The sequence below is a fragment of the Salmonella sp. 32010601201800023SM genome, from assembly GCF_017572235.1.
GTDB classification, from domain to species: domain Bacteria; phylum Pseudomonadota; class Gammaproteobacteria; order Enterobacterales; family Enterobacteriaceae; genus Salmonella; species Salmonella enterica.
This window is the reverse complement of record NZ_JAGEQS010000005.1, coordinates 67,216-79,720: the sequence shown is the minus strand read 5'-3', so window position 1 is coordinate 79,720 and position 12,505 is coordinate 67,216. Positions and strand designations below refer to the sequence as shown.

At 54.2% G+C, this 12,505-nt stretch carries 10 protein-coding genes; 8 read left to right on the top strand and 2 right to left on the bottom strand.

Annotation, left to right across the window (positions count from 1 at the left end):
• Window positions 1–71: 71 nt before the first annotated feature.
• Together J4617_RS15680 and J4617_RS15675 are read left to right on the top strand one after the other, a co-directional pair.
• The gene (locus J4617_RS15680) at window positions 72–953 is read left to right on the top strand and encodes an HARLDQ motif MBL-fold protein (RefSeq protein WP_017466073.1); all 882 of its coding nucleotides are present in this window, start codon (window positions 72–74) and stop codon (window positions 951–953) included.
• A gap of 250 nt (window positions 954–1,203) precedes the next feature.
• Window positions 1,204–1,821: a trimeric intracellular cation channel family protein gene (locus J4617_RS15675; RefSeq protein WP_000924334.1), complete on the top strand. Its 618-nt coding sequence runs from the start codon at window positions 1,204–1,206 to the stop codon at window positions 1,819–1,821.
• On the opposite strand, the gene ligB is transcribed toward J4617_RS15675, so the two are convergent.
• A complete protein-coding gene (gene ligB / locus J4617_RS15670; RefSeq protein ID WP_017466072.1) occupies window positions 1,818–3,503 on the bottom strand; it encodes an NAD-dependent DNA ligase LigB in 1,686 nt (561 codons plus the stop codon). The genes J4617_RS15675 and ligB overlap by 4 nt on opposite strands.
• A gap of 256 nt (window positions 3,504–3,759) precedes the next feature.
• On the opposite strand from ligB, the gene gmk reads away from it, so the two are divergent.
• From gmk to recG, 5 genes are read left to right on the top strand one after another with little or no spacing between them, the layout of a single operon-like run.
• Entirely contained in the window at window positions 3,760–4,383 is a 624-nt protein-coding gene (gene gmk / locus J4617_RS15665) for a guanylate kinase (RefSeq protein ID WP_000046966.1), read from the top strand.
• 54 nt (window positions 4,384–4,437) lie between these two features.
• Window positions 4,438–4,713 carry a DNA-directed RNA polymerase subunit omega gene (gene rpoZ / locus J4617_RS15660; protein ID WP_000135058.1) on the top strand — a complete coding sequence of 92 codons (276 nt, stop codon included), beginning with the start codon at window positions 4,438–4,440 and terminating at the stop codon, window positions 4,711–4,713.
• A gap of 18 nt (window positions 4,714–4,731) precedes the next feature.
• Window positions 4,732–6,843 (top strand): bifunctional GTP diphosphokinase/guanosine-3',5'-bis pyrophosphate 3'-pyrophosphohydrolase, encoded by a 2,112-nt coding sequence (gene spoT / locus J4617_RS15655; protein ID WP_000280481.1) that lies wholly within the window; start codon window positions 4,732–4,734, stop codon window positions 6,841–6,843.
• Window positions 6,844–6,847: 4 nt separating this feature from the next.
• Window positions 6,848–7,537 (top strand): tRNA (guanosine(18)-2'-O)-methyltransferase TrmH, encoded by a 690-nt coding sequence (gene trmH, locus J4617_RS15650; protein ID WP_001068436.1) that lies wholly within the window; start codon window positions 6,848–6,850, stop codon window positions 7,535–7,537.
• Between the two features lie 5 nt (window positions 7,538–7,542).
• The gene (gene recG / locus J4617_RS15645) at window positions 7,543–9,624 is read left to right on the top strand and encodes an ATP-dependent DNA helicase RecG (RefSeq protein WP_017466071.1); all 2,082 of its coding nucleotides are present in this window, start codon (window positions 7,543–7,545) and stop codon (window positions 9,622–9,624) included.
• A gap of 35 nt (window positions 9,625–9,659) precedes the next feature.
• Here recG and gltS read toward each other — a convergent pair whose 3' ends face one another.
• Window positions 9,660–10,865 (bottom strand): sodium/glutamate symporter, encoded by a 1,206-nt coding sequence (gene gltS / locus J4617_RS15640; RefSeq protein ID WP_000462250.1) that lies wholly within the window; start codon window positions 10,863–10,865, stop codon window positions 9,660–9,662.
• A gap of 227 nt (window positions 10,866–11,092) precedes the next feature.
• Between gltS and xanP the strand changes: the two genes are divergently transcribed.
• Window positions 11,093–12,484 carry a xanthine/proton symporter XanP gene (xanP, locus tag J4617_RS15635; protein WP_000115428.1) on the top strand — a complete coding sequence of 464 codons (1,392 nt, stop codon included), beginning with the start codon at window positions 11,093–11,095 and terminating at the stop codon, window positions 12,482–12,484.
• Window positions 12,485–12,505: the final 21 nt, after the last annotated feature.

Here is a 12,505-nt window from a genome sequence, read left to right as displayed (position 1 = left end):
AACGTCTCTCTTATTGAACCTGGCTAAATTACTGCCAGGTATACTGCGGGCGCTTCAATCAGGAGAACATTATGAATCGCTATGCATTATTCTTTGTATGTATATTTTCAACATCAGCACTTCCTGCCATGGCGGCATTAGATCCTTCACAACCGTTATCACCCGCGCCTCCGTTATCACTGTTTAAAGCGTGGGCTAAGCCTATAAAGCCGTTTCAAATCACAGAAGGCGTGTGGTATGTCGGCACGAAAAATCTCTCTTCTATTCTGCTGACCACTCCGGCAGGGCATATTCTTATTGATGCGGGGTTGGATGAAAGCGCACCGCAAATTAAAGCGAATATTGAAGCGGCAGGATTCCGCCTCACAGACGTGCGCTATCTGTTGAATAGCCATGCGCGGCTGGATCAAGCGGGGGGCATGGCACGTTTGAAAGCGTGGAGCGGCGCACAATTGGTCGCCAGCCAACCCAACGCCGATCAGATGGCGAGGGGTGGACGACAGGATTTTGCGCTTGGCGATGCGCTCCCCTTTCCGCCCGTCACCACCGATAAAATTATCCACAACCAGGAAAGCATCAGCCTCGGAGGGATAACCGTGACAGCACTATTCACGCCTGGACATCTGCCCGGCTCAACTTCCTGGCGCGTAACGCTCCGCAACGGCAAGACGCTAATTTACGCAGATAGTCTCGCCACGCCCGACTATCTGCTGATTAACAACAAAAATTACCCTGACCTGGTTACTGATATTCAGAGCAGCTTTAAGACACTGGCCGCCCAGCATGTTGATATCTTTATTGCCAACAAAGGTGACCGCTTCGGGCTACTGGAGAAACGACAGCAACTTCGCAACGGCGATACACAGGCATTCTTTGATTCCAATGGCTTGCAACAGTATGTGGAACGCTCGCGCCAGCGCTTCATCACACAACTTACCGCACAGCAGCCATAATGAAATAACTCACCGGCGGCGCGTCCAGGGCGCCGTTCTTTTAAATTATCTAAGTCAAAACAGAAAAACCTCGCATACAATAAACCACAAAAATGATGTTCAATTTATTGATATTTATAATAAATAATTATTAATTATAAATTTAAAATCATTACTAAAATTTATTAATCGTGTAATGCCTTAGAAAATCTCAATCGTGATACAGCGCACAAATCGTTAATCTTCGCCCCCAGTAAATTAGGGGGAAATCATGCTGTTGCACGTTCTTTATTTAATTGGCATCACTGCCGAGGCCATGACGGGCGCACTCGCTGCGGGTCGTCGTCGCATGGATACATTCGGCGTAATTATTATTGCTACCGCCACCGCCATTGGTGGAGGCTCGGTTCGCGACATTCTGCTCGGTCACTATCCGCTGGGTTGGGTGAAGCATCCCGAATATGTCATTATTGTGGCGACTGCCGCTGTATTGACCACCATTGTTGCCCCCGTCATGCCCTATTTACGCAAGCTTTTCCTGGTACTTGACGCGCTGGGGTTGGTGGTTTTCTCTATTATTGGCGCTCAGATAGCCCTTGATATGGGCGAAGGGCCAATTATCGCCGTGGTAGCCGCCGTCACTACCGGCGTCTTTGGCGGCGTGCTCCGCGATATGTTCTGCAAACGCATTCCACTGGTGTTTCAAAAAGAGCTATATGCCGGCATTTCGTTCGCCTCGGCGGTGCTCTATATTGCGCTGCAACATTACGTCATGAATCCGGATGTCGTCGTTATCTCTACGCTACTGTTTGGCTTTACAGCAAGGTTATTAGCGCTACGTCTTAAACTTGGCCTGCCGGTATTTTATTACCGCCATGAAGGGCACTAAGACCCAAATCCGGGAATATGCTGAGCAGCCAGCCATCTGCTCAGCGTTTTGATCTGCGGATTATCCCGCCAGTCGATAACTCTCCCGGCACGGCGCTCGCCCGTCGCTGGCAACTGCCGCCAGTGTTGCTCTGTTCGCATTAATAACTGCTCCCATGAGCGATCGCCGCTGGCCTGTAATGCGGCCTGCGTTAAGGGGATATCCATCGCCATGATCCAGCGGGTAAACGGCTGCCGGCGCGCCAGGTTAAATTGCCGCCATATCTGCTCGCTTTTTCCTTTAGCAAAGCCTGGCGTGTTGGCTATTTGCGCTGACGTCAGGGCAAGCCAGGAGAAGATATGCTCAAAGCGATGCGTCTGATGCAAGGCCCGCCAGCTGGCTTCGCCCATTCCGTCCAGACCCAACGCCGACCGTGACCCCAGCCATACCAGCCTGGAGATAAACTGTTCCTGACACGTTTCCGACGCGTAAAAGCAGGTCAGCGAGTTGAAATGGCTATCAGGCGGTACAGGCTTACTCCGCTCACGACTCCGCCAGACGACCTCATCAAGCCGGGGAATGCCTTGCCCCGCCAGACTCACCAGGATCTGATCGCCCGGCGCGATATCCCACGCTTCCCAACGCTTCACAGAACCGATATTGACCCGCTGAACCCGCTTATCATCCAATATAACGGGGACAAGCGACGCTACTACGGTAATTTTGCCGCTTTTCCCCACCGAGAACTGAATAGCGCTCACTTGCGCGACCTGCGCTACTGGCGGATATTTCCATGCTGCCAGCCAGTCGCCCTGCCCGGGTCGCCAGTATTGTGACGCGGGTTCTTTAGCCATGCGTATCACTACGCCATCCGTCACAAAGGGTAATGCTGACGTCAGCCATGACTGGCGCGCCCGCTCGACCTCGCTGGCATCTTTTACCGCCAGGGTATATTTATTCGTCAGACTGAATCCAGCCTTAGCAAGTTGGCTTAATCTTTCGGGCATATTTGCCGGACCGTCCGGCCACGCCCAAATAAAAATACCCAACGAATTTAGCGCGGAGGCGTTATCCTGGCGCATTAACATTCCTGCGACTTTCGAGCGCGCATTCATCCCGCCCATCCGTTGCTGGATATGCCCCTCGCGCTGTAGAAAGATTTCGCCCTGCAACACCGCGTTAGCTAGCGCGCCTTGTGTTGTCTGCGGTATAGAGGGGATCAGGCGAATTTTTGGCGTCCAGTCCTCGCCTTGTAGTCCGTTACCCCGGCTGATAGCCCTGGTCAGTTTACCGTTTTGATAAACCAGCGTTACCGCTACGCCATCCACTTTTGGCTGTACCCAAAGCTCGCTGCGCCCGCGCATCCACTGTTCTACCGCCTGTCGGTCCGCGAGTTTACGTACGCCCGTGTGCGCAACAGGGTGCATTGTTGTACCGTTTAACGGCGGTGAAACCGGAGTAGATGAAACATCCTGACCAACACAGCGTTGCCACTGAACCAGCCTTGCGCTGAGTTGGTCGTACACACTATCGTCAACCGCGCTAACCCCTTGTTTCCAGTAGATGTCATTCCAGTCAGCGAGCTGTTGCTGTAAACGGGCGATTTCTTCAGCGGCCCTTGCTGGCGGCCAGGCCGGGCAAAGCGCCCCACTCTGCGAATGCCACAATAAAATTCCCCACGCCATACTTTTCCATAATCTCATCACGACCTCCTGCGCACATTGCCCGGCAGGTATAGCGCTTTAGTGAATAAAAACCGACAGGTAAAAATGCATCATCCGAGCCGCTTTCCAGATTTTTTGGTGGGTTGCTGCAACGACGCGATAAAAGCGGAAAAAGGGACGCAAAATGCAATAATCTGGCGCAAAAAGTGTGACAAAGACTACGTCGCATAACGGCGATGTGTATAATAAGCCCGTATCAAGGCTCTATTTCGATAATCACAGACGTAAGATACTCATGGCTCAAGGTACGCTTTATATTGTTTCTGCCCCCAGTGGCGCGGGTAAATCCAGCCTGATTCAGGCTTTATTAAAAACCCAACCGTTGTACGACACTCAGGTTTCCGTTTCACATACCACGCGCGCGCCGCGTCCGGGTGAAGTGCACGGTGAGCACTATTTCTTTGTAAATCATGATGAGTTTAAAACCATGATTGGCAGGGAGGCGTTTCTGGAGCACGCGGAAGTGTTTGGCAATTACTACGGCACTTCGCGCGAAACCATTGAGCAAGTGCTGGCAACCGGCGTTGATGTTTTTCTGGATATCGACTGGCAGGGCGCCCAGCAAATTCGCGAAAAGATGCCGCAAGCACGCAGCATTTTTATTTTGCCGCCATCAAAGATCGAATTGGATCGCCGTTTACGCGGCCGCGGGCAAGATAGCGAAGAAGTCATTGCCAAACGAATGGCGCAAGCGGTTGCAGAAATGAGCCATTACGCCGAATATGATTATCTTATTGTGAATGACGACTTTGATACCGCGTTAAGCGACTTGAAAACCATCATTCGCGCTGAACGTCTGCGTATGAGCCGCCAAAAGCAGCGTCATGACGCTTTAATCAGCAAATTGTTGGCAGACTGAACCCACTTTCAGTATCATGCCCAGTCATTTCTTCACCTGTGGAGCATTTTAAGTATGGCACGCGTAACTGTTCAGGACGCTGTAGAGAAAATTGGTAACCGTTTTGACCTGGTACTGGTCGCCGCGCGTCGCGCTCGTCAGATGCAGGTAGGCGGAAAGGATCCGCTGGTACCGGAAGAAAACGATAAAACTACCGTTATCGCGCTGCGCGAAATCGAAGAAGGTCTGATTAACAACCAGATCCTTGACGTCCGCGAGCGCCAGGAACAGCAAGAGCAGGAAGCCGCTGAATTACAAGCCGTTACCGCTATTGCTGAAGGTCGTCGTTAATCACAAAGCGGGTCGCCCTTGTATCTGTTTGAAAGCCTGAATCAACTGATTCAAACCTACCTGCCGGAAGACCAGATTAAGCGTCTTCGGCAGGCGTATCTCGTTGCACGTGACGCTCACGAGGGCCAGACACGTTCAAGCGGTGAACCCTATATCACGCACCCGGTAGCGGTGGCCTGTATTCTGGCCGAGATGAAACTCGACTACGAAACGCTGATGGCCGCTCTGCTGCATGACGTGATTGAAGATACCCCCGCCACCTATCAGGACATGGAACAGCTTTTCGGTAAAAGCGTTGCCGAGCTGGTAGAGGGGGTGTCGAAACTTGATAAGCTCAAGTTCCGCGATAAGAAAGAGGCGCAGGCCGAAAACTTTCGCAAAATGATTATGGCGATGGTGCAGGATATCCGCGTCATCCTCATTAAGCTTGCTGACCGTACCCATAACATGCGCACGCTGGGCTCGTTACGCCCGGATAAACGTCGTCGTATTGCCCGTGAAACGCTGGAAATCTACAGCCCGCTGGCGCACCGTTTAGGTATTCATCACATCAAAACCGAGCTGGAAGAGCTGGGTTTTGAAGCGCTGTATCCCAATCGTTACCGCGTCATCAAAGAAGTGGTAAAAGCGGCGCGCGGCAACCGTAAGGAGATGATCCAAAAAATCCTCTCTGAAATCGAAGGACGTTTGCAAGAGGCGGGAATTCCGTGTCGCGTTAGCGGTCGCGAAAAACATCTTTACTCGATCTACTGCAAAATGGTGCTCAAAGAGCAGCGTTTTCACTCGATCATGGACATTTACGCTTTCCGCGTCATCGTTCATGACTCCGATACCTGCTATCGCGTACTCGGCCAGATGCACAGTCTCTATAAGCCGCGTCCGGGACGGGTGAAAGACTATATTGCCATTCCCAAAGCGAACGGCTATCAGTCTTTGCACACCTCAATGATCGGCCCGCACGGCGTTCCTGTTGAAGTCCAGATCCGTACCGAAGACATGGATCAGATGGCGGAAATGGGGGTCGCGGCGCACTGGGCGTATAAAGAACACGGTGAGACCAGCACCACGGCGCAGATCCGCGCCCAGCGCTGGATGCAGAGCCTGCTGGAGCTACAACAGAGCGCCGGTAGTTCGTTTGAATTTATCGAAAGCGTAAAATCCGATCTCTTCCCGGATGAGATTTACGTTTTCACCCCGGAAGGGCGTATTGTCGAACTGCCCGCTGGCGCTACGCCGGTGGATTTTGCCTATGCAGTGCATACCGACATCGGTCACGCCTGCGTCGGCGCGCGTGTCGACCGCCAGCCTTATCCGCTGTCGCAGCCGCTTAGCAGCGGTCAGACCGTCGAAATTATTACCGCGCCGGGCGCGCGTCCCAACGCCGCCTGGCTGAACTTTGTCGTCAGCTCTAAAGCGCGCGCTAAAATTCGTCAGTTGCTGAAAAACCTCAAACGTGATGACTCCGTAAGCCTGGGCCGTCGTCTGCTTAACCATGCCTTAGGCGGTAGTCGTAAGCTGGCGGAAATTCCGCAGGAAAATATTCAGCGCGAATTGGATCGTATGAAGCTGGCAACGCTTGACGATCTGCTGGCGGAAATCGGTCTCGGCAACGCGATGAGCGTAGTGGTCGCGAAAAATCTGCAGCAAGGCGAAGCCGTGGTGCCGACCGTTGCGCAATCGAATCACGGCCACCTGCCGATTAAAGGCGCGGATGGTGTGCTTATCACCTTTGCGAAGTGTTGTCGTCCGATCCCAGGCGACCCGATCATCGCTCACGTCAGCCCAGGTAAAGGACTGGTGATCCACCATGAATCCTGCCGTAATATCCGTGGATACCAGAAAGAGCCAGAGAAATTTATGGCGGTCGAATGGGACAAAGAGACGGAGCAGGAATTCATTACCGAAATCAAGGTGGAAATGTTTAACCATCAGGGCGCGCTGGCTAACCTGACGGCGGCGATTAATACCACCACCTCCAATATTCAAAGCCTGAATACTGAAGAGAAAGATGGTCGCGTCTATAGTACCTTTATTCGCCTTACCGCACGCGATCGCGTACATCTGGCGAATATCATGCGCAAAATCCGCGTGATGCCAGACGTTATTAAAGTCACCCGTAACCGAAACTAGCGCTATGAATCCAAAACGTTATGCGCGTATATGCGAAATGCTCGCCAGGCGTCAGCCTGATCTCACGGTCTGCATGGAGCAAGTCCACAAACCTCATAACGTTTCTGCAATCATTCGTACCGCAGATGCCGTTGGCGTCCATGAAGTCCATGCTATCTGGCCAGGTAGCCGGATGCGCACCATGGCTTCCGCGGCGGCGGGCAGCAACAGTTGGGTACAGGTGAAAACTCACCGTACCATTGGCGATGCGGTAGCCCATTTGAAAGGACGGGGAATGCAGATTCTGGCAACCCATCTTTCTGATAAGGCCGTAGACTTTCGCGAGATTGATTACACGCGCCCGACCTGTATTCTGATGGGTCAGGAGAAAACCGGTATTACTCAGGAAGCATTAGACCTGGCGGATCGGGATATCATCATTCCTATGATCGGCATGGTACAGTCGCTGAATGTTTCCGTCGCCTCCGCGCTCATTCTTTATGAAGCCCAGCGCCAGCGGCAGAACGCGGGCATGTATCTGCGTGAAAATAGCATGTTGCCGGAAGATGAACAGCAGCGCCTGCTGTTTGAGGGTGGTTATCCGGTGCTGGCGAAAGTCGCTAAACGTAAAGGTCTGCCTTATCCTCGCGTCAATCAGCAGGGCGAAATCGACGCCGATGCTGACTGGTGGGCGACGATGCAGGCGGCAGGGTAATCACCATGTCAGGCCGCTTGTTAGACGCTGTTCCGCTCAATTCCCTGACAGGCGTCGGCGCAGCGCAAAGCAGTAAACTGGCGAAAATTGGCCTGCATACCGTGCAGGACCTCCTGCTTCACCTCCCTCTGCGTTACGAAGACCGTACACATCTCTACCCCATTGGCGAACTGCTACCTGGCATCTACGCCACCGTTGAAGGCGAAGTGCTGAACTGTAACATCACTTTCGGTGGTCGTCGGATGATGACCTGCCAGATTAGCGACGGTTCCGGCATTCTTACCATGCGCTTTTTCAATTTTAACGCAGCGATGAAAAACAGCCTGGCGACGGGACGACGTGTGCTGGCCTACGGGGAAGCGAAGCGCGGCAAGTATGGCGCAGAGATGATCCATCCGGAATATCGCCTGCAGGGCGATCTCAGCACGCCGGAACTTCAGGAAACGCTCACCCCCGTCTATCCGACCACCGAGGGCGTGAAGCAAGCGACACTGCGCAAGCTTACCGATCAGGCGCTGGAGTTGCTCGACACCTGCGCCATTGCCGAACTACTGCCGCCGGAACTGGCGCAGGGTATGATGAGCCTGCCGGAGGCGCTACGTACCTTGCATCGCCCGCCGCCGACGCTCCAGCTCGCCGATTTAGAAACCGGCAAACACCCGGCGCAGCGGCGGCTTATTCTTGAAGAGCTACTGGCGCATAATCTCAGTATGCTGGCGCTTCGCGCAGGCGCGCAGCGTTATCACGCTCAGCCGCTAAGTACCAACAACATATTGAAAGACAAGCTGCTGGCGTCGTTGCCGTTTAAACCCACCAGCGCGCAGGCGCGGGTGGTAGCAGAGATCGAACGTGATATGGCGCTGGATGTGCCGATGATGCGTCTGGTTCAGGGCGACGTGGGTTCCGGTAAAACGTTGGTTGCGGCGCTTGCCGCCTTGCGCGCTATTGCCCACGGTAAGCAGGTGGCGCTGATGGCGCCGACCGAACTGCTGGCTGAACAGCACGCAAATAATTTCCGCAACTGGTTCGAACCGTTGGGCGTTGAAGTGGGTTGGCTGGCCGGTAAGCAAAAAGGTAAAGCGCGTCAGGCGCAGCAAGAGGCTATTGCCAGCGGTCAGGTGCAGATGATTGTCGGCACCCACGCTATCTTTCAGGAACAGGTGCAGTTTAACGGGCTGGCGCTGGTCATTATTGATGAGCAGCACCGCTTTGGCGTCCACCAGCGGCTGGCATTGTGGGAAAAAGGCCAGCAGCAGGGCTTTCATCCGCATCAGTTGATTATGACCGCAACGCCCATTCCTCGCACCCTGGCGATGACTGCCTACGCCGATCTCGATACCTCGGTGATTGACGAGCTACCGCCGGGCCGTACCCCTGTCACTACCGTTGCGATTCCGGATACCCGTCGCCATGAAATCATTGATCGTGTGCGCAACGCCTGCACAACCGAAGGCCGTCAGGCCTACTGGGTCTGTACGCTGATTGAAGAGTCAGACCTGCTGGAAGCGCAGGCGGCGGAAGCCACCTGGGAGGAGCTCAAGCTGGCGTTACCGGAGTTGAATATCGGCCTGGTACACGGCCGCATGAAGCCCGCCGAAAAACAGGCGGTGATGCAGGCCTTTAAGCAGGGCGAACTGCAACTGCTGGTCGCCACTACGGTGATTGAGGTGGGGGTCGATGTTCCTAACGCCAGCCTGATGATTATTGAAAACCCGGAGCGACTGGGCCTGGCGCAGTTACACCAGCTCAGAGGACGCGTTGGCCGTGGCGCGGTCGCGTCGCACTGCGTGCTGCTCTATAAATCGCCGTTGTCGAAAACGGCGCAGAAGCGTTTACAGATATTGCGCGACAGCAACGACGGCTTTGTGATTGCACAAAAAGATTTAGAGATTCGCGGCCCGGGGGAATTACTGGGCACGCGCCAGACGGGTAACGCCGAATTTAAAGTAGCTGATTTGCTGCGTGATCAAGCCATGATTCCCGAAATTCAGCGTATTGCCCGTCATATTCACGAACGTTATCCGCAGCAGGCACAAGCGCTGATTGAGCGCTGGATGCCGGAAACCGAACGTTATTCCAACGCCTAATGAGCACGGCGGCTTTAATGCCGCCGTACAAACCCTTATTGCGCGAAAATCGGTAACATCAGGTACAGCTTGATCACCAACGCATTGACGATATCGATAAAGAACGCGCCGACCATCGGCACCACCAGGAACGCCATATGCGAGGGGCCAAAACGGTCGGTAATCGCCTGCATATTAGCAATGGCGGTCGGCGTTGCGCCAAGGCCAAAACCACAGTGACCCGCCGCCAGCACCGCCGCATCGTAGTTTTTCCCCATCATGCGCCAGGTGACGAAGATCGCGTACAGCGCCATGAAGATGGTCTGTACCACCAGAATCGCCAGCATCGGCAGCGCCAGCGACGCCAGTTCCCACAGCTTCAGGCTCATCAGCGCCATTGCCAGGAACAGTGACAAACTCACGTTCCCCAGTACCGAAACAGCACGCTCAAATACGCGATAAAAACCCACCAGCGCCAGGCCATTGCTGAGGATCACCCCAACAAATAGCACACAAACGAAGACCGGCAGTTCAAGCACCGTTCCCGCCAGTAGCTGCGCTACGATTTTGCCCACGGTCAGACAGATAGCAATCAGGGCGATGGTTTCGATTAGCACCAGAGAGGTGATCATACGGCCCACATCCGGCTTTTCAAAGGCTGTCGGCACGGCCTGATCGTCAGGCATTCCATCCGGCGTGGTGGAGTGTTTCACCAGATAACGCGCTACCGGGCCGCCAATCAACCCGCCCAGCACCAGGCCAAAGGTTGCACATGCCATCGCAACTTCGGTGGCATTGGCAAAACCATAACGTTCGACAAACAGTTTACTCCACGCCGCGCCGGTACCGTGTCCGCCGGACAGCGTAATTGACCCGGCAATCAGCCCCATTAACGGGTCCAGCCCCAACAGACTCGCCATGCCGATACCGATGGCATTCTGCATCAGCAGTAATCCGACCACGACGACCAGGAAGACGCCAACAACGCGTCCCCCCTTGCGCAGGCTGGCAAGGTTAGCGTTAAGGCCGATCGTCGCGAAAAACGCCAGCATCAACGGATCGCGCAGGGTCATATCAAAGTTGACCTCCCAACCGACGCTTTTTTTCAGTACCAGCAGAGCAACCGCGACCAGTAATCCCCCCGCCACCGGTTCCGGAATCGTATATTTCTTCAATAAGGAGACAGACTGGACCAGCTTGCGACCCAGTAGCAGCACCAGCGTGGCGGCGACAAGGGTCGATAAGGTATCGAGTTCAAACATTTAAAGCTCCTGTAATGCGCTGTGACATGTGCGCACAAATCATTTCCTGAGTCAGTTTTTTAGCTCTTTGCGAGTCTTCGGCATGGATTTTAAGCAGAAAAAGGCAAAAAGTTATATAAAAAGGTGCATTTATCTTTTTTAAATATTAAGAATATTCGCTCGCAATCGTTTGCTTTTACCACCTGGTCAGATAAAATCACCGCTTTTCCACCACGAGAATGTCCCTGATGTCCGTTAACGCCATCGAGCCGGCAGATGCGCAACCGGTTGCGCAGACGCAAAACAGCGAATTAATTTACCGTCTTGAAGATCGCCCGCCGCTCCCTCAAACCCTTTTTGCCGCTTGTCAGCATCTGCTGGCCATGTTTGTCGCGGTAATCACGCCAGCGCTGTTAATCTGCCAGGCGTTGGGTTTACCGGCGCAGGATACGCAGCACATTATCAGCATGTCGCTGTTCGCCTCCGGCGTAGCCTCTATTATTCAAATCAAAGCGTGGGGGCCGGTAGGATCGGGGCTGTTATCCATCCAGGGAACCAGTTTTAACTTTGTCGCCCCGCTGATTATGGGCGGTACCGCGCTGAAAACCGGCGGCGCGGACGTCCCGACGATGATGGCGGCGCTGTTCGGCACGCTGATGCTGGCAAGCTGCACCGAGATGGTGCTTTCTCGCATTCTACATCTGGCGCGCCGGATTATCACGCCGTTAGTCTCCGGCGTCGTGGTGATGATTATTGGCCTGTCGCTGATTCAGGTGGGGCTAACTTCCATCGGCGGCGGCTATGCCGCCATGAGCGACAACACCTTTGGCGCACCGAAAAACCTGTTACTGGCCGGCGTCGTCCTGGCCATTATCATCCTGCTGAATCGGCAACGTAATCCCTACCTGCGCGTGGCTTCTTTGGTTATTGCCATGGCGGCAGGCTATCTTTTGGCCTGGTTTATGGGCATGTTGCCTGAGAATAACGCGCCGGTCTCGCAGGACATCCTGATGGTGCCGACCCCGCTGTATTATGGTCTGGGCATTGACTGGAACCTGTTACTGCCGTTGATGCTGGTCTTTATGATTACGTCGCTGGAGACCATCGGAGACATCACCGCCACCTCTGATGTCTCCGAGCAGCCGGTATCCGGCCCCTTGTACATGAAACGGCTAAAGGGCGGCGTACTGGCTAACGGCCTGAACTCATTTGTTTCAGCGGTATTTAATACGTTCCCGAATTCCTGTTTCGGTCAGAACAACGGCGTAATTCAGTTGACTGGCGTCGCCAGTCGCTATGTGGGATTTGTTGTCGCGCTGATGCTGATTGTACTCGGCCTATTCCCGGCGGTAAGCGGTTTTGTGCAGCATATCCCGGAACCGGTGCTCGGCGGCGCCACGTTGGTGATGTTCGGCACCATTGCCGCCTCCGGGGTGCGTATTGTCTCGCGTGAGCCACTGAACCGCCGCGCGATTCTGATTATCGCCCTGTCGCTGGCCGTGGGTCTTGGCGTCTCGCAACAGCCGCAGATCCTGCAGTTCGCGCCGGAATGGGTGAAAAATCTGCTCTCATCCGGAATTGCCGCTGGCGGCATCACGGCTATCGTGCTGAACCTGATTCTCCCGCCGGAAAAACCGTAAAAACCCTGCGGCGGCGACACG

Coding starts and splice junctions, on each gene's coding strand:
- J4617_RS15680 (WP_017466073.1), top strand. CDS start 72: ATGAATCGCTATGCATTATTCTTTGTATGTATATTTTCAACATCAGCA.
- J4617_RS15675 (WP_000924334.1), top strand. CDS start 1,204: ATGCTGTTGCACGTTCTTTATTTAATTGGCATCACTGCCGAGGCCATG.
- ligB (WP_017466072.1), bottom strand. CDS start 3,503: ATGAGATTATGGAAAAGTATGGCGTGGGGAATTTTATTGTGGCATTCG.
- gmk (WP_000046966.1), top strand. CDS start 3,760: ATGGCTCAAGGTACGCTTTATATTGTTTCTGCCCCCAGTGGCGCGGGT.
- rpoZ (WP_000135058.1), top strand. CDS start 4,438: ATGGCACGCGTAACTGTTCAGGACGCTGTAGAGAAAATTGGTAACCGT.
- trmH (WP_001068436.1), top strand. CDS start 6,848: ATGAATCCAAAACGTTATGCGCGTATATGCGAAATGCTCGCCAGGCGT.
- recG (WP_017466071.1), top strand. CDS start 7,543: ATGTCAGGCCGCTTGTTAGACGCTGTTCCGCTCAATTCCCTGACAGGC.
- gltS (WP_000462250.1), bottom strand. CDS start 10,865: ATGTTTGAACTCGATACCTTATCGACCCTTGTCGCCGCCACGCTGGTG.
- xanP (WP_000115428.1), top strand. CDS start 11,093: ATGTCCGTTAACGCCATCGAGCCGGCAGATGCGCAACCGGTTGCGCAG.